A 20,944-nucleotide genomic window follows, 5' to 3' on the forward strand; every position below is an offset into this window, starting at 1 on the left:
TATGCATTTAAAAGATCGCAGCCTTCGGCAGCTCCTACTTTGGAACAGCGTACCTCCTGTAGGAGCTGCCGAAGGCTGCGATCTTTTGATCTTTAACCGCGAGCCTTTTCGATCAGCTCGATGTAATCCGCCGCATTGCGCTGATCCTTGATCAGGGCGATGAAGTTATTGCCGTGCTCATCCTTGCCATTCACGTCGTAACCCGCTTCGACGAAGAACGTCAGGAAACGTGCGAAATCGTCGATGCGCAGGCCACGGTAGGCCTTGACCAGTTTGTGCAGGGACGGAGAAGTCGCGTCGACCGGTTCGAAATCGAGGAACAATTTGATCTGCTCATCGCCGATCTCGTCACCAATCACTTGTTTTTTATCTTTACGCATTGCCGACTCCAGCTCGCAGACATTTCACGGGGCGGGCAGTTTACCCCTGCGCGGGCTCAAGGCTCAACGCGGACGAGTGCTGCCGGTGTGCAGATCGGCCCAGACATGGCCATTGGCGTAGCTGAGAAACTGGCAATACACCGTGTCGTTGCGCAACAAGTCGATCACCACCCGGTATTGCGCCATTGGATAATAGAGGGTCAGGGTCTTGCTCGGCATGTCGTAAACCGGCTTTTTCAGGCTTTTGCTTTCACCATCGAAGTTGACCAGCACCTGACTGATGGTGGCGCCCTTGTTCAGGGATTTGCCCTTGAGACGAATCATCAGCGGCGAAGTGACCGGAATCGGCTGTTGATTGGATTGACGCTGGCTGCCTACCACCACCGAATAATCGGTGACCTGCATCAGTTGCTGCTGCTCGGGCTCGCTGTCACGCAGGGTCAGGTCATCGGGCGGCAGGAACTGCGCATGCATGGGCGCCGGCGCGGCGGCCAGGGGCAGGCTGAGGGTCAGCAACAGGGCGGCGCAGCTGCGGATAAAAGGGCTCATGACAGGCTCCGGAATCGGGGCCGAGCACTCTAGCATGGGCTGAAGGAAGTGGTTCAAGTGCACAGAAACCACTGTGGGAGCGAGCTTGCTCGCGATGACGTCGGCACATCCAGCATCTATGTGTCAGTGACATTGCCATCGCGAGCAAGCTCGCTCCCACAGGTTTTGGATCAGTCGAACTGCGCGCGCATCCAGGCCTGATACTCGGCAACACCGGGCTCGCCTTCACGCGGCGCCCAATGCGCCAGCTCACCTTCACCGACCGGGCGGTAAGGACCGGCCTTGCATTCGAACATCAGGCTGTCGGCCTCCAGTACCACCAAACCGTGGAACACACCGGTGGGCAGGTCCACGCCAACACAGTCGCCACCGGCTTGCAGCACGGTCTTGCTCAGCACCGCACCGGTCTCGTCAAAGATCAACACGCCCAGCCGACCCTTGAGGACCAACAGGGTTTCGGCCTTGTTGTCGCCCAAATGCCGATGAGGCGGGATATACGTGGACGGCTGCAGCCCCACCGCCATGCGATGGCAGGCGTCTTCCATCTGATGGAAATTGTGGTGCTGGCGCCCACGAGGATTGGCCGCGGCTTTCTCGGCCAGCTCGGCGAACAGGGTCTGATCCAGAAAGCGAGGCGTATCCATGGCTTACATTCCTTTAACGGCGAAAATCCCGTTGGCGTTACGCCAGTAGCCTTTGTAGTCCATGCCGTAACCGAAGATGTAGCGGTCGATGCACGGCAAACCGACGAAATCGGCCTTGAGGTCCGGACGGGCCTTGCGGTCGTGGTCTTTGTCGATCAGTACGGCGGTGTGCACTTTGCGGGCACCGGCGTGTTTGCAGAAGTCGATGATCGCGCCCAGGGTGTGACCTTCGTCGAGGATGTCGTCGATGATCAGCACGTCACGGTCGATGAAGGAAACTTCCGGCTTGGCTTTCCAGAACAGGTCGCCGCCGCTGGTTTCGTTGCGATAGCGGGTGGCGTGCAGGTAGGACGCTTCCAGCGGGAAGTGCAGATAGGTCAGCAGCTTGCCGGAGAAAATCAGCCCGCCGTTCATCACGCAGAACACCACCGGGTTGCTGTCGGCCATTTGTTCGTTGATTTGTGCACCGACGCGGGCGATGGCCGCCTCGACTTCAGCTTCGGTGTACAGGCAGTCAGCCTCTCGCATGATTTGACGGATATGCTCGAGATCAGCGGACATGGCGCTCTCCAAGGGGTGGCGGAATCAGGAAAAGCGGGCAAAGGTACGCATCCCGAACGGCCAGATCAAGCGTTTGTGGACTAACGTACTGTATGTCTATAGGACAACACCCTCGGATAGATTAATCTAGGCCGGTTTTTTTGCCCGCCGCCGGAGCCTTTCCCCATGCCCATCCATGAGATCCGCCACCCGCTGATCCGTCATAAACTTGGCCTGATGCGCCGCGCAGACATCAGCACCAAGAATTTCCGTGAGCTCGCTCAGGAAGTCGGCGCCCTGCTGACCTATGAAGCCACCAAAGACCTGCCGCTGGAATCCTACGATATCGAAGGCTGGTGCGGCACTGTGTCGGTCGAGAAAATCGCCGGCAAGAAGATTACTGTCGTGCCGATCCTGCGTGCCGGTATCGGCATGCTTGAAGGCGTGCTCAGCCTGATCCCGGGCGCCAAGGTCAGCGCCGTCGGCGTTGCCCGCAACGAAGAAACCCTGCAGGCCCACACCTACCTGGAAAAACTGGTTCCGGAAATCAACGAACGCCTGGCGATGATCATCGACCCGATGCTCGCCACCGGCAGCTCCATGGTTGCCACCATCGACCTGCTGAAAAAGGCCGGCTGCCGCGACATCCGCGCCATGGTGCTGGTTGCCGCCCCGGAAGGCATCGCCGCCGTAGAGAAAGCTCACCCGGACGTGATCATCTACACCGCTTCCATTGATCAAAAACTCAACGAACACGGCTACATCATCCCGGGACTGGGCGATGCCGGTGACAAGATCTTCGGCACCAAGCAGAAGGACGCGTGACCATGCAGCAAGAGTTCAACGATCCGCTCTGGCGCACGGTGCTGTCGGGTGCACAGATGCTGTTCGTGGCCTTCGGCGCCCTGGTGTTGATGCCGCTGATTACCGGTCTCGACCCGAACGTGGCGCTGTTCACGGCCGGCCTGGGGACGATCCTGTTCCAGATCGTCACCGGGCGTCAGGTGCCGGTGTTCCTGGCATCGAGCTTTGCCTTCATCACCCCGATCATTCTCGCCAAGGGCCAGTTCGGCCTGGCCGCGACCATGGGCGGCGTGATGGCGGCGGGTTTCGTCTACACCTTCCTCGGCCTGGCCGTGAAGATCAAAGGCACCGGTTTCATCGACCGCCTGCTACCGCCGGTAGTGATCGGTCCGGTGATCATTTCCATCGGCCTGGCCATGGCACCGATTGCCGCCAACATGGCCATGGGCAAGGCCGGCGACGGCAGTGAATTGATTCATTACCAGACGGCGATGATGATTTCGATGCCCGCGCTGCTGACCACACTGATCGTCGCGGTATTCGGTAAAGGCATTTTCCGCCTGGTGCCGATCATCTCTGGCGTGCTGGTGGGCTTTGGCATGGCGTTCTACTTCGGCGTGGTCGACACGGCGAAGATTGCGGCGGCACCGTGGTTCGCCATCCCGCACTTCACCGCGCCGGAATTCAACTGGCAGGCGATTCTGTTCATCGTTCCGGTAGCCCTGGCCCCGGCCATCGAACACATCGGCGGCGTGATTGCAGTGGGTAGCGTGACCGGTCGCGATTACCTGAAGAAGCCCGGCCTGCACCGCACCCTGCTCGGCGACGGCATTGCCACCACGGCGGCCGGTCTGTTCGGCGGTCCGCCCAACACCACCTACGCCGAAGTGACCGGTGCGGTCATGCTGACCAAGAACTACAACCCGAAAATCATGACCTGGGCGGCGATCTTCGCCATCAGCCTGGCGTTCATCGGCAAGTTCGGCGCACTGCTGCAAAGCATTCCGGTGCCGGTAATGGGCGGGATTCTGTGCCTGCTGTTCGGTTCGATCGCGGCGGTGGGGATGAACACGCTGATCCGCCACAAGATCGATCTGGGCGAGGCGCGCAATCTGGTGATTGTGTCGGTGACCCTGGTGTTCGGAATCGGCGGTGTGCTGATCGGCACCGGCACCGGGCCGGACGATTTCGGCCTCAAGGGCATCGCGCTGTGCGCGGTGGTGGCGATTGGCTTGAACCTGATCCTGCCGGGCAATGACAGCTGGAAGCACAAGAAGGCGAATGAGCCGCTGATCTAAGCAGGTTCGGATTCTTCGCTGACTGAAAGACCCTCTTCGCGAGCAAGCCCGCTCCCACATTTGGAATGCATTCCACCTGTGAGAGCGGGCTTGCTCGCGAAGCTTTTAAAGCGTCAACGGCGCTCGCTCGCACAACACACTCAACGCCCGCGCCCAATGCGGATCATCGTTGAGGCACGGCACCAGCACCAGGTCCTCTCCCCCCGCTGCGCGGAATTGCTCCTTGCCGCGATCACCGATTTCTTCCAGGGTCTCGATGCAATCGGCAACGAACGCCGGGCACATCACCAGAATCTTTTTCACCCCGCTTTTGGCCAACTCATCCAGGCGCGCTTCGGTGTAGGGTTCGATCCATTTGGCGCGCCCCAGGCGCGACTGGAACGACACCGACCACTTGCCCTCCGGCAATCCCATGCGCTTGGCAAACTCTGCCGCCGTACGCAGGCACTGGCCGCGATAACAGGTGGCGACCACCTCCGGCGGTGCGCCGGCGCAGCAATCACCGCCACCCTCGAAGCTGTGACCGGGATTGAGCTTCTTCAGATGCCGTTCCGGCAAGCCGTGAAAGCTCATCAGCAAGTGATCGAAATCCTGCTCTAGATAGGGCTTGGTCGTGGCCACCAGCGCATCGAGGTATTCCGGTTGATCGTAGAACGGTTGCAGCACCGACAACTGCACGTCGAGGTTTTTCTCGCGCACCACGCGTTTGGCCTCTTCGATGACCGTAGTCGTGGTGCTGTCGGCGAACTGTGGATAAAGCGGCGCCAGGGTGATTCGCTTGTGCCCCGCCGCGACCATTCGAACCAGCGTAGATTCAATCGACGGCTCGCCGTAGCGCATCGCCAATTCGACCGGGCCGTGCAGCCATTGACGGGTCATGGTTTGTTGCAGGCGACGGCTGAGCACCACCAGCGGCGAGCCCTCATCCCACCAGATCGAGGCATAAGCATGGGCCGACTGCTCGGGACGCTTGATCAGGATCAGCGACACCAGCAACCGACGAACCGGCCATGGCAGGTCGATCACGTACGGGTCCATCAGAAATTGATTGAGGTAGCTGCGCACATCCGCCACCGAGGTGGAGGCAGGTGAGCCCAGGTTGACCAGAAGCAACGCGTGATCGGTCATGCAACGTCCTATTTCAAAGGCGACCGGACAGATCGTCCAGAGCCGCGCGCAAATCCGTGAACTTAAAAGTGAAACCAGCCTGTAACAAACGCACCGGAGTGGCGCGCTGGCCGCCCAGCAACAACAGCGACAACTCGCCCAGCCCCACCTTCAATACGAAGGCCGGCATTGGCATGAACGCCGGGCGATGCAGCACACTGCCCAACGCCTTGGCAAAGTCGCCGTTGCGCACAGGTTTGGGCGCGCACGCATTATAGGGACCGCTGGCCTCGTTGCGATGCAGAAGAAAATCAATCAGGGCGATTTGATCGTCGATATGAATCCAGGGCATCCACTGCCGGCCGTTGCCAATCGGCCCTCCCAGGCCCAGTTTGAACGGCAGTAATAGCCGCGACAAAAAGCCGCCCTCCGCCGACAGCACCAACCCGGTTCGAATGAGGATGACGCGAATGCCCAACGCTTCAGCCCGCTGTGCAGTCTCTTCCCAGGCGATGCACAACTGACTGGCGAAATCTTCGCTGACCGGCCCCGAGCTCTCGGTCAGTTCGCGCTCGCCACCGTCGCCATACCAGCCGACAGCCGAACCGGAAATCATCACCCGTGGTTTCTGCTCGCGGCTTTCAAGCCACGCCAGCAGGGTTTCAGTCAGCGTGATGCGACTGCTCCACAACAAGGCTTTACGCTTGTGTGTCCAGGGCCGGTCGGCAATCGGCGCTCCGGCCAGATTGACGATCGCATCCACCGACTCCTGCCCCAGATCCTCCAGCCGGGCAATGCCACGCACTTGGGTACCACATATTTTCGCGACTTTTTCAGGCTGGCGACTCCAGACTGTCAGGCGATGGCCCTGCCCTGACCAGTGCCGGCAGAGCTGACGTCCTATCAAACCAGTACCGCCGGTCAGCAATATGTGCATGACTTCTTCCTCGCGTGGCGTTTTACCTTGTCCATTAGTCTATTTTTATAAGCAGGGATCTTTGGTATCGAGCAGGCTCTATGTTTAACAATAGGCCAAGCTGTCAGATCGAGAACGCTAAAAGTTATACCAAAAAACAATATTGTACAGGTTTGAACCCCGGCGTAGTCTGTACAGAAAGGTAAACGAGGCCCCTATGACTGTACCTATCGCAATCATCGGCACCGGCATTGCCGGACTCTCCGCCGCCCAGGCCCTGACTGACCTCGGGCATGTGGTTCAACTGTTCGATAAAAGTCGCGGCAGCGGCGGGCGCATGTCGAGCAAGCGCAGCGATGCGGGTGCCCTGGACATGGGCGCGCAGTATTTCACTGCCCGCGACCGGCGTTTTGTCAACGAAGTCCAGCGCTGGCAAGCCAAGGGCTGGGTCGCCGAGTGGACGCCGCAGCTGTACACCTACCACGGCGGCCAGCTCAACCTGTCGCCGGACGAGCAGACCCGCTGGGTCGGCACGCCCCGCATGAGCGCCATCACCCGCGCCCTGCTCGGTGACCTGGAAGTGCATTTCGCCTGCCGGATCACCGAGGTCTATCGCGGTGAAGAACACTGGCACCTGCAGGACGCCGAAGGCTTCACCCACGGACCGTTCAGCCACGTGGTCATCGCCACGCCGGCCCCACAGGCCACGGCTCTGCTGGCATCAGCGCCGAAACTCGCCGGGGCCGCCGCCGGGGTGAAAATGGACCCGACCTGGGCCATCGCCCTGGCCTTCGAAACGCCGCTGGAAACGCCCATGGAAGGCTGCTTCGTACAGGACAGCCCACTCGACTGGCTGGCCCGCAACCGCAGCAAACCCGGGCGCGACAACACCCTCGACACCTGGGTGCTGCATGCCACCAGCGCCTGGAGTCGCCAGCACATCGACCTGTCCAAGGAAGCGGTGATCGAGCAGTTGCACGGCGCGTTTGCCGAACTGCTGCACGATTCCATGCCCGCGCCGAGCTTCAGCCTCGCCCACCGCTGGCTCTACGCCCGCCCCGCCAGCAGTCACGAATGGGGCACCCTGGCCGATGCCGACCTGGGGCTGTACGCCTGTGGCGACTGGTGCCTGTCCGGACGCGTCGAAGGAGCCTGGCTCAGCGGTCAGGAAGCCGCCCGCCGCTTGCATGAGCACCTGCAGTAAAGAGCATCAATTCGAGCAAATCGCTGCTGTCGTCCTGGACAGCAGCCCGTCAAAAACCTATACAAAAAAATTGACTTGTATAACTTCGAATCTATGATGAAGTTATCTTGTACAGACCCAAATGTTTGTACAGGTTCAGATTCGAGGTGCTCCGATGCTCCACTCCCCCGCCAAACCGAAAATCGCCATCAGCGCCTGCCTGCTGCACCCGAACTTGCCGGTGGAAGAAGACGGCCAGCTCAACGATCCGGTGCTGCGGGAAAACTTCCTCACCCGCGTGTTCGTCTACAACGCCTGGCAGCAGCTGTGCCAGGAAGGCCTGACCCGGCGCGGTCTCACGGACTTTCACTCGCGCTACAAATACCTGCTGATGGCCCATAACCCGGTGCAATACAAAACCCTGGGCCACCTGCTGGGTAACATGGGCCATACCGATCCGCAGGAGCTGGGCCCCCGCTATTTCAGCGAACTGATGGCGGCGCTGAAAAAGTGCGCCACCCGCCGCACTCACACCAACGTCCTGCAACACCTCAGTGGCTACCTGAAACAGGCCATCAGCGGCGAAGACAAGCAGGAAGTGCAGCATGTGATCAGCCAGTACCGCTTGGGCATCGTGCCGCTGGTAGTGCCGCTGACACTGCTCAAACATCACTTTCGCCAACACCCCGATCCGTACATCGCACAGCAGGTTTACCTGCAACCGCACCCGGAAAACCTCAGCCTGCGAAACGCCATCTGATGAAAAAAGCACTCGACACCAGCGCCTGCGAAGACCTCGGCGATAACTTTAAAAAGGCGCTGGACGAAGGCTGGCTGCCGATCCGTGAAGTGGCGCGGCAAACCGGGGTCAATGCCGTGACCTTGCGCGCTTGGGAGCGGCGCTACGGTCTGATCGTGCCGCTGCGCACGCCCAAGGGCCATCGGTTGTTCTCGGCCGACCATGTACAACGCATCCAGGCCATCCTCACCTGGCTCAACCGTGGCGTTGCCGTCAGCCAGGTCAAGCCATTGCTCGACACGCCGCAAGCCTTCAGCGAGTCCGTCGACAACGATTGGCACGCCATGCTGCAAACGTTGCTGCAGGCGGTCAGCCGATTGCAGGAACGCGCCCTGGATGACAGCGTCAATCAGGCGATGGCGCTGTATCCGCCGCGAACCCTGTGCGAGCAGTTGCTGATGCCCTTGCTGGCCGTTCTGGAGCAACGCTGGCAAGGCCAGTTCGGGGCGCAGATGGAGCGGGGCTTTTTTTGTGCCTGGCTGCGCAGCAAATTCGGTGCGCGCATCTACCATAACAATCGTCAGTTGCGCACCGCGCCGCTGCTGCTGGTCAACCACTCGGACCTGCCCATGGAGCCGCAACTGTGGCTAACGGCCTGGCTGATCAGCAGCGCGGATTGCCCGGTGGAGGTCTTCGACTGGCCGCTGCCTGTCGGAGAACTGGCATTGGCGGTCGAACTTCTGCAACCCCGCGGGGTTCTGCTGTACTCAAGCAAAGCCCTGAATCCGGCGCAGCTGCCGAAACTTTTCAAAGGTGTCAGTTGCCCAAAAATGATTGCCGGACCAACGGTATGCATCCACCACACCGAGTTGTCCGTCAGTACTGCCGAGATCGCTGATTTGTACCTGGCCGAAGATCCGTTGTCGGCACATCAGGCACTCGTTCAGCACGGGCTGATTTAAATGAATCGCGTGGATACCAAAATGCAATTGATCTGGCTGCGCAGCGACTTGCGCCTACATGACAACACCGCCCTCTCGGCCGCCGCGGCTCGCGGCCCGTGCGTGGCGGTGTATCTGCTGAGCCCGGAACAATGGCAGGAACACGACGATGCGCCCTGCAAAGTGGACTTCTGGCTGCGCAACCTGCGCGAGTTGAGCCGCGAACTGGGTCAACTGAACATTCCCCTGCTGATCCGCCAGGCTCCTCGCTGGGATGACGCACCCAGCGTATTGCTGAACCTGTGCCGACAGTGGCAGGTCGACGCGCTGCACCTCAACGAGGAATACGGCATCCACGAGTCCCGTCGCGATGCAGCGGTCGCCCGGACGCTACAGGCCGAAGGCATCGAAGTTCACCGCTACCTCGATCAATTGCTGTTCAAGCCCGGAAGCGTGCTGACCCGCACCGGCACATACTTTCAGGTCTTCAGCCAGTTCCGCAAAGTCTGCTACGAACGACTGCACCACGCGCTGCCCAGCCTGGTCCGCGCGCCGCACAAACAAGCTCCCCTGAACATTGCCAGCGATGCGATCCCCTTGAGTATCGACGGCTTCGCAGCACCCGCTGATAACCTGCGCAACCTGTGGCCGGCGGGCGAAGCCGAAGCCCGGCATCGCCTCGACAGCTTTAGCGATGCGCAGATCGAGCACTACCAAAGCGAACGGGATTTCCCGGCGAAGCCCGGCACCAGTCAGCTCTCGGCCTATCTGGCCGCCGGAGTGATTTCTGTGCGCCAATGCCTGCACGCCGCCTTGAACAGCAATCAAGGTGAATTCGAAAGCGGCAAGACCGGCGCCATCACCTGGATCAACGAACTGCTGTGGCGCGAGTTCTACAAACACATCCTGGTGGGCTACCCACGGGTTTCCCGGCACCGCGCGTTTCGTCCGGAAACCGAAGCGCTGGCCTGGCGCAACGCCCCCGAAGAACTGGCCGCCTGGCAACAGGCGCGCACCGGTTTGCCGATCATCGACGCCGCCATGCGCCAACTGCTGGCAACCGGCTGGATGCACAATCGCCTGCGCATGGTGGTGGCGATGTTCCTGAGCAAAAACCTGCTGATCGACTGGCGCGAAGGCGAACGCTTTTTCATGCGTCACCTGATCGATGGCGACCTGGCGGCGAACAATGGTGGCTGGCAGTGGAGTTCCTCCACCGGTACCGATTCGGCGCCTTACTTCCGGATATTCAACCCGCTGAGCCAGTCGGAAAAATTCGACCCCGAAGGCGTGTTCATCAAGCAATGGCTGCCGGAACTGGCCGGGCTGAACAAAAAAGACGTGCACAACCCCGCCAATCTCGGCGGCCTTTTCGGTGTTGTGGATTACCCCTCACCGATCGTCGACCTGAGCACTTCCCGTTCGCGTGCGTTGACGGCATTCAAAAACCTGCCCTCGCGGCAATACGCCGCCGTTGGCTCATGAATTACCGCCACCGGGATGACTTCGATGCCGGGGCTCTGCTTTATGAACATTTACCCGTATTGGGCCGGACAATTACCCGGCTGAACAGGAGATTGGGATGAGTCGTACACTCGCACGACGATACTGGCTGACGGGTGCCAGCAGCGGCATCGGTGCCGCCCTGGCCGAAGAAATCCTGAAAACCGGTGCGCACCTGGCCGTCAGTTCGCGCACCGTGGCCCCCCTGAAAGACTTGTCGCTCCGTTACCCGGGGCAGGTGCTGGTGGTCGCCGGAGACCTGACCAACAGCCAGACCGTGCGCGAGATCGGCGAGCAGATTGCCGAGGACTGGGGCTCGCTGGACACCGTGATACTCAACGCCGGCACTTGCGAGTACGTGGATGCCAAGCAGTTCGATGCGTCGATTGTCGAGCATGTGGTGCGCACCAACCTGTTGGCCAGCAGCTTTTGCATCGACGCCGCACTGCCTTTGCTGCGGGCCGGCACCGCACCGCATATGGTCGCCATGGCCAGTACGGTGACCTACCTGCCGCTGCCCAAGGCAGAAGCCTACGGCACCTCAAAGGCCGGGCTGCGTTACCTGTTCGAGTCCCTGCGCATCGACCTGGCCCCGGAAGGCATAGAACTCACGGTGATCAGCCCCGGGGTTGTCGAGACGCCGCTGATGGCGAATAACGACTCCCCCATGGCCTTGAGCTGGCCGGTGGAGAAAGCCGCACGGCACATCTTCGAAAAACTCAGGGACCGCCCGCTGGAAATCGCTTTCCCGGCAGCGTTCATGGCCGCTCTCTGGCCACTCGCCAAACGGCCGGACCAAGTGAAACTGGAAATCGGCAAGCGCATGATACGCAGCCAGCCGCCGATCAAGGATCAACCCTGAAAATCGCCATCATCGGCGGCGGTATCCCGGACGTTTCGATACTTGAGCGTCCGTCAGACCTTTCACACAGCACCCGGTGACTGCCTTACACTGCGCGCCATGAAAACCATCCCCCATACGCAAATCGCGGAACCCGCGGTCACCTGCTCGACCTGCGCAGCCTGCTGCTGTCAGCTCGAAGTCATGCTGATCACCGATACGGGTGTGCCTGAACGGTTCATCGATACCGATGACTGGGGCGGGGAAGTGATGCTGCGCCTGGATGACGGCTGGTGTGCCGCGCTGGATCGCAACACGATGATGTGCACCATCTACGAAAAACGCCCGCTGATCTGCCGGGAGTTCGAGATGGGCGCTCCGGAGTGCATCGACGAACGCCAGGGGATTTCGACGGCGTATCGCTAGTTTGAAGTTGTCCCAATACCAATGTGGGAGCGGGCTTGCTCGCGAAAGCGTCAGGTCAGTCGATTACTGTGTCGACTGATCCTCTGCTTTCGCGAGCGAGCTCGCTCCCACATTTAGTACAGCGTTGCGTCTTACAACGGCATCGTGTAATGCAATGCGTAACTTTCTACACCATCGTTCGGAGTGGTGATCCCGGCGTTGGAATAGTGCGTCGCACGAACCCCGACTTCATGTCCGCCGGCAAAGCGCAAACCGAATCCAAAGCGGTCTTCGAACTGGAAGGCGCTGCCCAGATCGTTGTTTTCGACTTCGGTGCTGGCAAAGGCTGCCACGCCAACCCCAAACTCGATGTAGGGTTTGACGTTCTGGCCGGAAAATTCATAAACAAGCACGGGCGAGAACGACAGGCTGTGGTTACTGGATGCCTCGTCACCTTCCCAATAGGTGTAGGCGCCGTCCCAATAACCGGTCAGACGACCCACGTCACTCTGCCACCAGCTCTGGTCCCAATCGAATTGCATCCCCAATCGATAGGTCATGGTCGACTCGCCGGTTTGCCCCACGGCAAACTCCACACCTGCCGCCTGCGCGGTAAAAGTGTGCCCCATTAGTGCGGCCGCAATCGCGGCCAAGCAGAATAGTCGCTTCAATTGAAACTTCCTTTTGCGAACGATTTCGTATGGTTTTTTTGTTGCCAAGCCCTGCAAAACTATAGAAGTCAGCGATTTATCAGAAGTTCACCCGACTCTTCCTGTTCCCCCCGGACAGCCTTCTACCTGCTGAAGCTTCGCACAACGCCAGAGGTATTCCACAATATCGGCAAGATATTTCTGAAATGTAGCGGATCGGCGCTGGTCCAGAACTGTGCCTCACGGGCAGGTCCCTCGGCGAGCAGCTCGCCTTCGGCCAGCAGACGCTGAAGTTGCCGCGCGACGGCGGCGCCGGTGTCGATCAGGCTGATGTCGTCGGGGATCATCTGCCGCAGCATCGGCTTGAGAAAGGGGTAATGGGTGCAGCCGAGAATCAGGGTGTCGGCGCCGGCAGCCAGCAGTGGCCGAACATACCCGGCCAACAGCTGGCGCAGCTCGGGGCTGCGCAGATCGCCGTTTTCAATCAGCTCCACAAGCCCGGGACAGGGCTGGGTGATCACTTTCACGTCCGTGGCGAAACGATCGAGCAATGCGGCGAACTTGGCGCTCTGCAAGGTGCCGGTAGTGGCCAGGACCCCCACCACGCCGGAGCGGGTTGCGGCGGCGGCCGGCTTGACTGCCGGCTCCATGCCAACGATGGGCCATTCTGGATAGTCGCGACGCAGGTCGGCGACACCGGCCACCGTCGCCGTGTTGCACGCCAGCACCAGGGCCTTGGCGCCCTGCTGCCGAAAGAATTCAGCCATCACGCTGCAACGTTGCTGGATAAATTCCGGGGTTTTCTCGCCGTAGGGAACATTCCCGCAGTCGGCGACGTACAACAGAGATTCATTGGGCAGCAAACGCTGGATCTCGGCCAGTACCGAGAGCCCACCGACACCGGAGTCGAACACGCCAATCGGCGCTTCACGCATGTTTCGACCCACAGACGCTGCAACCCGGATCGCGCTTGACCCGCAACTCACGGAAGCGCGTGCCCAAGGCATCGATCAACAGCAGGCGCCCCACCAGCGGCTCGCCGAATCCGGCCAGCAACTTCAGCGCTTCGAGGGCTTGCATGCTGCCAACCAGCCCCACCAGCGGACCGACCACGCCGGCCTCGCTACAGGTCAATTCGGCTTCGCTGCCGTGCCCGTATAAACAGTGGTAGCACGGACTCTCCGGCCGGCGCGGATCGAATACCGACAGCTGCCCTTCGAGGCGAATCGCCGCACCGCTGACCAGCGGTTTGCCGGCCGCCACGCAAGCGGCATTCACCGCTTCACGGGTAGAAAAATTGTCAGAACAATCGAGGACCAGATCCACCCCGGCCACAACGGCGGCCAGGGAATCTTCATCCAGAGCCGCACGATGAGCGATCAACTGGATCTCGGGGTTGATCGCTGTCAGGCGCTTGATTGCCGAATCGACCTTGGTCATGCCGACGCTGTCGGTGTCGTGGATGATCTGGCGTTGCAGGTTGGTCAGGTCGACCGTGTCGAAGTCCGCCAGGTGCAACTCGCCAACACCGGCGGCTGCCAGATACAGCGCCACTGGCGCGCCAAGGCCGCCGAGACCGACGATCAATACGCGGCTTTCCTTGAGCCGCAACTGGCCGTCGATATCGATGTGTTGCAGCAGAATCTGCCGGCTGTAACGCAGCAACTCCTGATCATTCAGCACGGCAGGCGCCCCAGACTGATGCGTTGATGACCGCCCAGATCGGTGCGGCTGTGGACTTGTTCAAAACCCCGGGTCAGCAGCAAGTCGCGGACCGCCTCGGCCTGATCATAGCCGTGTTCGAGCATCAGCCAACCGCCGGCATCCAGATGGTCCGGTGCCTGGGCGACGATCAGGCGCAGATCGTCGAGCCCGTCGATACCGGCCACCAGGGCGCTGGCCGGTTCGAAGCGCACATCGCCCTCGACCAGATGCGGATCGGCCGCTGCGATGTAGGGCGGATTGCTGATGATCAGTTGAAAACGCTGACCTTCCAGGGCGCTGAACCAATGGCTGCTCAGTACCTTGGCGTTGTTCAGGTGCAGGCGCTGGCGATTGCGCTCGGCCAGGGCCACGGCTTCCAGAATACGATCCACGGCGGTGACATTCCAGGCCGGACGTTCGCTGGCCAGGGCCAGGGCAATCGCGCCGCTGCCGGTGCCAAGGTCGAGCACCTTGGCGGGGGTGGCTGGCAACAATTCGAGTGCAGCTTCCACCAGCAGTTCGGTGTCGGGGCGCGGGATCAGCGTGTGCGGTGCCACTTCCAGGTCCAGCTTCCAGAAACCCTGCTGGCCGAGGATATAGGCCACCGGCTCACCGCTGCGGCGGCGCTGCAAATATTCGGCGAACGTCAGCGCCGCTTCGCTCGGCACGATGCGCTCCGGCCAGGTGTGCAGGAAACTGCGGGACTTGCCCAACGCCGCCGCCAGCAGCAGTTCGGCATCCAGACGCGCCGTCGGCGAGTCGGGCAAATCGGCGGCGCGCAACAAACTGGCAATGATCGTCATTTACTCACCTATCGCTGCCAGTTGATCGGCCTGGTACTCGGCCAGCAACGGCTCGATCACCGCCTCGACACCGCCGGCGAGGATCTCGTCGAGGGAATACAAGGTCAGGTTGACCCGATGGTCGGTGACCCGGCCCTGGGCAAAATTATAGGTGCGGATGCGCTCGGAACGGTCGCCGGAGCCGACCAGCAACTTGCGCTCACTGGCGATGGCGTTGGCTGCGGCGGAGGTCTGCTGATCGTTCAGCTTGGCCGACAACCAGGACATCGCCCGGGCGCGGTTCTTGTGCTGCGAACGTTCTTCCTGGCACTCGACCACAATGCCGGACGGCAAGTGCGTGATACGGATCGCCGAGTCGGTCTTGTTGACGTGCTGACCACCGGCGCCGGAGGAGCGATAGGTATCGACGCGCAGATCGGCCGGGTTGATCTCGATGGCTTCCTGTTCGTCCGGCTCGGGCAATACCGCCACGGTGCAGGCCGACGTGTGGATGCGGCCCTGGGATTCGGTCGCCGGAACCCGCTGCACGCGGTGCGCACCGGATTCGAATTTCAGCTTGCCGTAGACGTTGTCGCCCTCGACCCGGGCAATCACCTCTTTATAGCCGCCGTGCTCACCCTCGTTTTCCGAGAGGATCTCCACCCGCCAGCCACGACGCTCGGCGTAACGCGAATACATGCGGAACAGGTCGCCGGAGAAAATCGCCGCTTCGTCGCCGCCGGTACCGGCACGGATCTCGAGGAACACGTTGCGCCCGTCGTTCGGGTCCTTGGGCAGCAGCATGCGTTGCAGGTCGGCTTCGAGCGTGACCAGGCGCTCCTTGGCCTCGCGGACTTCTTCCACGGCCATTTCACGCATGTCCGGGTCGCTGTCCTTGAGCAGCGCCTGGGCGCCTTCGAGGTCGTCCTGCACTTTCAGCAGTTCTTTATAGACGCCCACGATCGGTTCAACCTCCGCGTACTCCTTGGAATAGGTGCGGAACTTGTTCTGATCGGAAATGACCTCGCCGTCGCCCAGCAGGGCAGTCAATTCCTCGAAACGGTCCTGGAGGATATCCAGCTTATTGAGCAGTGACGCTTTCATTGCGGTTTTTTATCCGAAAAGCTATCCGATGAGCCCTCACCGAGGGCAAAGAGTTCCTGGGCCATCGCCAGCGCATCCAGGCGACCTTCGGCAGAGAGCTTTTTCAACTGCACGCTCGGTGCGTGCAACAGTTTGTTGGTCAGCCCGCGGGCCAGTTGCACCAGCACCTCTTCGGCACTGCTGCCGTTGGCCAGCATGCGCTGGGCCTTTTGCAATTCTTCGTCGCGCAGGCGCTCGCTCTGTTGACGATAGGCCTTGAGCACGTCCACCGCCGCCAACTCGCGCAGGCGGACCATAAAGTCTTCGGCGCCGATCGAGACCATCTCTTCGGCGGCCTGGGCTGCGCCCTGACGACTCTTGAGGTTCTCGGCGACCACTTCGTGGAGATCGTCGACGCTATAGAGGTAAACGTCGTCCAGTTCGCCGACTTCTGGCTCGATGTCACGGGGAACAGCGATATCCACCATAAAGATCGGTTTGTGCTTGCGCAGTTTCAAGGCGCTTTCCACTGCACCCTTGCCCAGAATCGGCAACTGGCTGGCGGTGGAACTGATGACGATATCGCTGCGCACCAGTTCTGCCGGAATATCCGACAACAACACCGCATGTGCACCGAACTGTTCAGCCAGGATGCTCGCGCGCTCCAGGGTACGGTTGGCGACGACGATGCGCTTTACACCCAGGTCATGCAGATGGCGGGCGACCAGGGTGATGGTCTCGCCGGCACCGATCAACAAGGCCTGGCTGCGTTGCAGGTCGCTGAAAATCTGCTTGGCCAGGCTCACTGCGGCAAACGCCACCGACACCGGGTTCTCGCCGATGGCCGTGTCGGTGCGCACCTGCTTGGCCGCATTGAACGTGGCCTGGAACAGCCTCCCGAGCAACGGCCCGATGGTGCCGGCCTCGCGAGCCACGGCATAGGCCGACTTCATCTGGCCGAGAATCTGCGGTTCGCCCAACACCAGCGAGTCGAGCCCGGAAGCGACCCGCATCATGTGACGAACTGCCGCATCATCTTCATGCACATAGGCGCTTTCGCGCAGCTCGTCGTAGCTCAAATGATGATATTCGGCCAGCCAGCGCAGCACGACGTCCGCCGACAGGTGATCCTGTTCTATATAGAGCTCACTGCGATTGCAGGTGGAGAGGATCGCAGCTTCGCGGCTGTCGGTGAGTCGGCAGAGCTGCTGCAAGGCCTCAACCAGCTGCTCAGGGGTAAAAGCCACGCGCTCGCGGACGTCTACTGAAGCAGTCTTGTGGTTAATACCGAGTGCAAGGAAGGCCATTCAAAGTCGCTGATTGTGACGTGAAGCCGACAATTGTCCTACTTCGACGGAATCAGAACAACTACTCGATATCTATCGTGCCAGTAGACGACGCCGACGTTGCGAGCGGTTCTCGTTTAAAGGATCGCCCAGAGTCGTCTATCGGGCTGGCAGGTAAATTGCCGGGCCGGTTATGTTTGGCCGAAAGCTTGTGTCATGATGATCCGACCGCAGGTTAGTCGTCCTCCTCCTATATGAATAGATCTTCCGCGTTGCTCCTCGCTCTTGTCTTCCTCAGCGGCTGCCAGGCCTTGGCACCCGTGTCGTCGGACGGTGCGCCGCCGGTTGAAGACAGCACCCCGGCCCCTGAAAAGCCCAAGGTCTACAGCTCATTCAGCGAGGAAACCATCTTTAGCCTGTTGAGCGCCGAACTGGCTGGCCAGCGCAATCGTTTCGACATTGCCCTGGACAACTATGTGACCCAGGCGATCAACACCCAGGATCCGGGCATCTCCGAGCGGGCATTTCGTATCGCCGAGTATCTGGGCGCCGATCAGGCAGCCCTGGATACCGCGCTGATCTGGGCCAGGAACGCCCCCGAGGACCTCGAAGCGCAACGCGCCGCCGCCGTGCAACTGGCACGCGCCGGGCGTTATGACGATTCCATGGTCTATATGGAGAAAGTCCTGCAAGGCAAGGGCGACACCCATTTCGACTTTCTTGCGCTGTCCGCGGCCGACACCGACCAGGACACCCGCAACGGCTTGATGAAAAGCTTCGACCGTTTGTTGCAGCGTCATCCGGACAACAGCCAGCTGATTTTCGGCAAGGCCTTGCTGATGCAACAGGACGGCGACACCAAAGGCGCGCTGAAGCTGCTGGAAGACAATCCGCCGGACGACGGCGAAATCGCGCCGATCCTGCTGCGCGCACGCCTGCTGCAAACCCTCGATCGCGGTGACGAGGCCTTGCCGCTGCTGCAAAAAAGCATCAAGAAATACCCGGACGACAAGCGCCTGCGCCTGACTTACGCGCGGATGCTGGTTGAACAGGACCGCATGGACGACGCCAAGGCCGAGTTCTCCAGCCTGGTCCAGCAATACCCGGAAGACGACGAACTGCGTTACTCCCTGGCACTGGTCTGCCTGGAAGCCAAGGCCTGGAACGAGGCCAAGGGTTATCTTGAAGACCTGATCGCCCGGGAAAGCCACGTCGACTCGGCACACCTGAACCTCGGCCGCATCGCCGAAGAACAGAACGACCCGCAGGGCGCGCTGATCGAATACGCCAAGGTTGGCCCGGGCAGCGAGTACCTGCCGGCGCAATTGCGTCAGGCCGACATCCTGATCGACAACGGCAAGACCGCCGAAGCCCAACGCAAACTGGCGGCAGAGCGCGACGAGCAGCCGGATTACGCGATCCAGCTGTACCTCATCGAAGCCGAAACCCTGTCCGCCAACAATCAGGGCGACAAGGCCTGGAACGTTCTGCAACAAGCCTTGCAGCAATATCCGGACGATTTGAACCTGCTCTACACCCGCGCCATGCAGGCGGAAAAACGCAATGACCTGGCGCAGATGGAAAAAGACCTGCGCACGATCATCAAGCGCGATCCGGACAATGCCATGGCGTTGAACGCCCTCGGCTACACCCTGTCCGACCGCACCACGCGCTACGCCGAAGCCAAGGCCCTGATCGAACAGGCGCACCGGATCAGTCCGGAAGACCCGGCGGTACTCGACAGCCTTGGCTGGGTGAATTACCGCATGGGCAATCTCGACGAAGCCGAGCGCCTGCTGCGCCAGGCCCTGGAACGCTTCCCCGACCAGGAAGTCGCCGCTCACCTGGGCGAAGTCCTGTGGGCCAACGGCAAACAGCGCGAAGCGAAACAAGTCTGGGGCAAGTTCCTCAAGGAACAGCCTGACAGCCCGACCCTGCGCGGCACCATCAAACGCCTGACCGGATCAGAGACTCTTTAAGATTATGTTTTTGCGCCATTTCATCGTTTTCAGTTTTATCGCCCTGCTCGCCGGTTGCGCGGGTCTGGGTCCCCGCGAATCGGTCGAGGGTCATGGCAACGCCGCCCAATGGCGCGAGCACAAACAGCAACTGACCGGCCTCGATGGCTGGCAGATCGACGGCAAGATCGGCATCCGCGCCCCGAAAGACTCGGGCAGCGGCACGCTGTTCTGGCTGCAGCGCCAGGATTACTACGACATTCGCCTGTCCGGACCACTGGGCCGCGGTGCGGCTCGCCTGACCGGACGTCCGGGCAAGGTGTCGCTGGAAGTCGCCAACCAGGGACGCTACGACGCGCCGAACCCGGAAGTGCTGCTCGAAGAACAGCTGGGCTGGAAATTGCCGGTGTCCAACCTGGCCTGGTGGGTGCGCGGGCTCCCGGCTCCCGACAGCAAAAGTCGCCTGACCCTGGACGGCGACAGCCGCCTGGCCAGCCTGGAACAGGATGGCTGGAAGGTCGACTACACCGCCTACACCCAGCAAAACGGTTTCTGGTTGCCCGAGCGCATCAAGCTCAGCGGCACCGACCTTGATGTCACGCTGGTGATCAAGGTCTGGCAACCGCGCAAACTGGGGCAATGACATGCCGGACAATCGCCTGACGCTACCCTCGCCGGCCAAACTCAATTTGATGCTGCACATTCTGGGGCGCCGCGAAGACGGCTACCACGAACTGCAAACGATGTTTCAGTTTCTCGACTACGGCGACGAAATCACTTTCGCTGCTCGTGATGACGGCGTCATTCGCCTGCACACCGAGTTCGAAGGCGTCCCCCACGACAGCAACCTGATCGTCAAGGCCGCCAAAAAACTTCAGGAGCAATCCGCTTGCTCGCTGGGCGTCGATATCTGGATCGACAAGATCCTGCCCATGGGCGGCGGCATCGGTGGCGGCAGCTCGAATGCGGCAACGACTTTGCTCGGCCTCAATCATCTGTGGCAATTGGGCTGGGATGAAGATTGCCTGGCCGGGCTGGGGTTGACGCTGGGCGCCGACGTCCCGGTTTTCGTACGTGGCCACGCGGCTTTTGCCGAGGGCGTGGGGGAGAAACTGACCCCTGTAGACCCGGAAGAACCGTGGTATCTGGTGCTGGTGCCGCAAGTCTCTGTAAGTACGGCAGAAATTTTTTCAGATCCGTTGTTGACACGTAACACTCCTCCCATTAAAGTGCGCCCCGTTCCCAAGGGAAACAGTCGAAATGACTGCTTGCCGGTGGTAACAAGGCGTTATCCAGAGGTACGTAACGCTTTGAATTTGTTAGGTAAATTTACCGAAGCAAAACTCACCGGAACTGGAAGTTGTGTGTTTGGGGGCTTCCCAAGCAAAGCTGAAGCTGATAAAGTCTCGGCCCTTCTTACAGAGACCCTTACAGGGTTTGTAGCAAAAGGAAGCAACGTTTCGATGTTGCATCGCAAGCTGCAAAGTCTGCTCTAAAGGAACCGATTACCGGGTAATCGTTGCAACAAATACAGGGGCGTCGCCAAGCGGTAAGGCAGCAGGTTTTGATCCTGCCATGCGTTGGTTCGAATCCAGCCGCCCCTGCCATTTTCCTATACTCATCCAGGTTAC

22 protein-coding genes, 1 tRNA gene and 2 pseudogenes are annotated in these 20,944 nt (G+C 60.6%); 13 read left to right on the forward strand and 12 right to left on the reverse strand.

Features of this window, described 5'->3' with window-relative positions; translation table 11 throughout:
- Window positions 1–92: 92 nt before the first annotated feature.
- From AC3IP0_RS23715 to AC3IP0_RS23730, 4 genes are all read right to left on the reverse strand, one after another.
- Window positions 93–380, reverse strand: a complete 288-nt coding sequence (locus tag AC3IP0_RS23715) for a PA4642 family protein (RefSeq protein ID WP_223454751.1) — start codon at window positions 378–380, stop codon at window positions 93–95.
- A 63-nt stretch (window positions 381–443) separates the two neighbouring features.
- On the reverse strand, window positions 444–929 hold the full coding sequence (locus AC3IP0_RS23720) for a hypothetical protein (RefSeq protein ID WP_489317199.1): 486 nt from the start codon (window positions 927–929) through the stop codon (window positions 444–446).
- Between the two features lie 170 nt (window positions 930–1,099).
- On the reverse strand, window positions 1,100–1,573 hold the full coding sequence (locus AC3IP0_RS23725; RefSeq protein WP_489317200.1) for a WbuC family cupin fold metalloprotein: 474 nt from the start codon (window positions 1,571–1,573) through the stop codon (window positions 1,100–1,102).
- A 3-nt stretch (window positions 1,574–1,576) separates the two neighbouring features.
- On the reverse strand, window positions 1,577–2,134 hold the full coding sequence (locus AC3IP0_RS23730) for a hypoxanthine-guanine phosphoribosyltransferase (RefSeq protein WP_150728000.1): 558 nt from the start codon (window positions 2,132–2,134) through the stop codon (window positions 1,577–1,579).
- Between the two features lie 165 nt (window positions 2,135–2,299).
- Between AC3IP0_RS23730 and upp the strand changes: the two genes are divergently transcribed.
- Together upp and AC3IP0_RS23740 are read left to right on the forward strand one after the other, a co-directional pair.
- Window positions 2,300–2,938 (forward strand): uracil phosphoribosyltransferase, encoded by a 639-nt coding sequence (gene upp / locus AC3IP0_RS23735; RefSeq protein WP_056726260.1) that lies wholly within the window; start codon window positions 2,300–2,302, stop codon window positions 2,936–2,938.
- Window positions 2,939–2,940: 2 nt separating this feature from the next.
- Window positions 2,941–4,215, forward strand: a complete 1,275-nt coding sequence (locus AC3IP0_RS23740) for a uracil-xanthine permease family protein (protein WP_057713328.1) — start codon at window positions 2,941–2,943, stop codon at window positions 4,213–4,215.
- 105 nt (window positions 4,216–4,320) lie between these two features.
- Here AC3IP0_RS23740 and hemH read toward each other — a convergent pair whose 3' ends face one another.
- Window positions 4,321–5,343, reverse strand: coding sequence for a ferrochelatase (hemH, locus tag AC3IP0_RS23745; protein ID WP_489317202.1), 1,023 nt, complete (start codon window positions 5,341–5,343; stop codon window positions 4,321–4,323).
- A gap of 13 nt (window positions 5,344–5,356) precedes the next feature.
- Window positions 5,357–6,259 carry a TIGR01777 family oxidoreductase gene (locus AC3IP0_RS23750; protein WP_489317203.1) on the reverse strand — a complete coding sequence of 301 codons (903 nt, stop codon included), beginning with the start codon at window positions 6,257–6,259 and terminating at the stop codon, window positions 5,357–5,359.
- Window positions 6,260–6,455: 196 nt separating this feature from the next.
- On the opposite strand from AC3IP0_RS23750, the gene AC3IP0_RS23755 reads away from it, so the two are divergent.
- The 7 genes and pseudogenes from AC3IP0_RS23755 (at window position 6,456) to AC3IP0_RS23785 (ending at window position 11,871) form a co-directional block, all read left to right on the forward strand.
- Entirely contained in the window at window positions 6,456–7,442 is a 987-nt protein-coding gene (locus tag AC3IP0_RS23755) for an NAD(P)/FAD-dependent oxidoreductase (protein ID WP_057713325.1), read from the forward strand.
- A 196-nt stretch (window positions 7,443–7,638) separates the two neighbouring features.
- Window positions 7,639–8,181 (forward strand): annotated as a pseudogene (locus tag AC3IP0_RS23760) (YbgA family protein); the annotation flags it as partial.
- Complete coding sequence (locus AC3IP0_RS23765) at window positions 8,181–9,122, forward strand: MerR family transcriptional regulator (protein WP_489317204.1); 942 nt, start codon at window positions 8,181–8,183, stop codon at window positions 9,120–9,122. The pseudogene AC3IP0_RS23760 and the gene AC3IP0_RS23765, both read left to right, overlap by 1 nt.
- Before the next feature lie 21 nt (window positions 9,123–9,143).
- Window positions 9,144–10,586 (forward strand): deoxyribodipyrimidine photo-lyase, encoded by a 1,443-nt coding sequence (gene phrB, locus AC3IP0_RS23770; RefSeq protein WP_489317205.1) that lies wholly within the window; start codon window positions 9,144–9,146, stop codon window positions 10,584–10,586.
- Between the two features lie 2 nt (window positions 10,587–10,588).
- Window positions 10,589–10,687: pseudogene (locus AC3IP0_RS23775) on the forward strand (nuclear transport factor 2 family protein); the annotation flags it as partial.
- Window positions 10,684–11,466 carry an SDR family NAD(P)-dependent oxidoreductase gene (locus tag AC3IP0_RS23780; protein WP_489317206.1) on the forward strand — a complete coding sequence of 261 codons (783 nt, stop codon included), beginning with the start codon at window positions 10,684–10,686 and terminating at the stop codon, window positions 11,464–11,466. The pseudogene AC3IP0_RS23775 and the gene AC3IP0_RS23780, both read left to right, overlap by 4 nt.
- Window positions 11,467–11,565: 99 nt before the next feature.
- A complete protein-coding gene (locus tag AC3IP0_RS23785; RefSeq protein ID WP_007981864.1) occupies window positions 11,566–11,871 on the forward strand; it encodes a YkgJ family cysteine cluster protein in 306 nt (101 codons plus the stop codon).
- A 131-nt stretch (window positions 11,872–12,002) separates the two neighbouring features.
- Here the strand turns inward: AC3IP0_RS23785 and AC3IP0_RS23790 are convergent, their stop codons facing one another.
- The 6 genes from AC3IP0_RS23790 to hemA form a co-directional block, all read right to left on the reverse strand.
- Window positions 12,003–12,521 carry an acyloxyacyl hydrolase gene (locus AC3IP0_RS23790; protein WP_489317207.1) on the reverse strand — a complete coding sequence of 173 codons (519 nt, stop codon included), beginning with the start codon at window positions 12,519–12,521 and terminating at the stop codon, window positions 12,003–12,005.
- A gap of 122 nt (window positions 12,522–12,643) precedes the next feature.
- Window positions 12,644–13,435 (reverse strand): glutamate racemase, encoded by a 792-nt coding sequence (gene murI, locus AC3IP0_RS23795; protein WP_489317208.1) that lies wholly within the window; start codon window positions 13,433–13,435, stop codon window positions 12,644–12,646.
- The gene (locus AC3IP0_RS23800) at window positions 13,428–14,183 is read right to left on the reverse strand and encodes a molybdopterin-synthase adenylyltransferase MoeB (RefSeq protein WP_489317209.1); all 756 of its coding nucleotides are present in this window, start codon (window positions 14,181–14,183) and stop codon (window positions 13,428–13,430) included. Before AC3IP0_RS23800 ends, murI begins: the two co-directional genes overlap by 8 nt.
- Window positions 14,177–15,007: a peptide chain release factor N(5)-glutamine methyltransferase gene (prmC, locus tag AC3IP0_RS23805; RefSeq protein WP_489317210.1), complete on the reverse strand. Its 831-nt coding sequence runs from the start codon at window positions 15,005–15,007 to the stop codon at window positions 14,177–14,179. Before prmC ends, AC3IP0_RS23800 begins: the two co-directional genes overlap by 7 nt.
- Window positions 15,008–16,090 (reverse strand): peptide chain release factor 1, encoded by a 1,083-nt coding sequence (gene prfA / locus AC3IP0_RS23810; protein ID WP_223461123.1) that lies wholly within the window; start codon window positions 16,088–16,090, stop codon window positions 15,008–15,010.
- Entirely contained in the window at window positions 16,087–17,376 is a 1,290-nt protein-coding gene (gene hemA, locus AC3IP0_RS23815; protein WP_056726273.1) for a glutamyl-tRNA reductase, read from the reverse strand. The genes prfA and hemA overlap by 4 nt, the downstream gene beginning before the upstream one ends.
- A 233-nt stretch (window positions 17,377–17,609) precedes the next feature.
- Between hemA and AC3IP0_RS23820 the strand changes: the two genes are divergently transcribed.
- The 4 genes from AC3IP0_RS23820 to AC3IP0_RS23835 all read left to right on the forward strand — a co-directional run bounded on the left by AC3IP0_RS23820 (window position 17,610) and on the right by AC3IP0_RS23835 (window position 20,920).
- Window positions 17,610–19,334 carry a tetratricopeptide repeat protein gene (locus AC3IP0_RS23820; RefSeq protein WP_489317211.1) on the forward strand — a complete coding sequence of 575 codons (1,725 nt, stop codon included), beginning with the start codon at window positions 17,610–17,612 and terminating at the stop codon, window positions 19,332–19,334.
- Between the two features lie 4 nt (window positions 19,335–19,338).
- Window positions 19,339–19,956 (forward strand): lipoprotein insertase outer membrane protein LolB, encoded by a 618-nt coding sequence (lolB, locus tag AC3IP0_RS23825; protein ID WP_489317212.1) that lies wholly within the window; start codon window positions 19,339–19,341, stop codon window positions 19,954–19,956.
- A 1-nt stretch (window position 19,957) separates the two neighbouring features.
- Window positions 19,958–20,809, forward strand: a complete 852-nt coding sequence (gene ispE / locus AC3IP0_RS23830) for a 4-(cytidine 5'-diphospho)-2-C-methyl-D-erythritol kinase (RefSeq protein WP_489317213.1) — start codon at window positions 19,958–19,960, stop codon at window positions 20,807–20,809.
- Window positions 20,810–20,845: 36 nt separating this feature from the next.
- Window positions 20,846–20,920, forward strand: a tRNA-Gln gene (locus AC3IP0_RS23835).
- Window positions 20,921–20,944 lie beyond the last annotated feature (24 nt).

It is taken from the genome of Pseudomonas sp. GL_103, assembly GCF_057835175.1.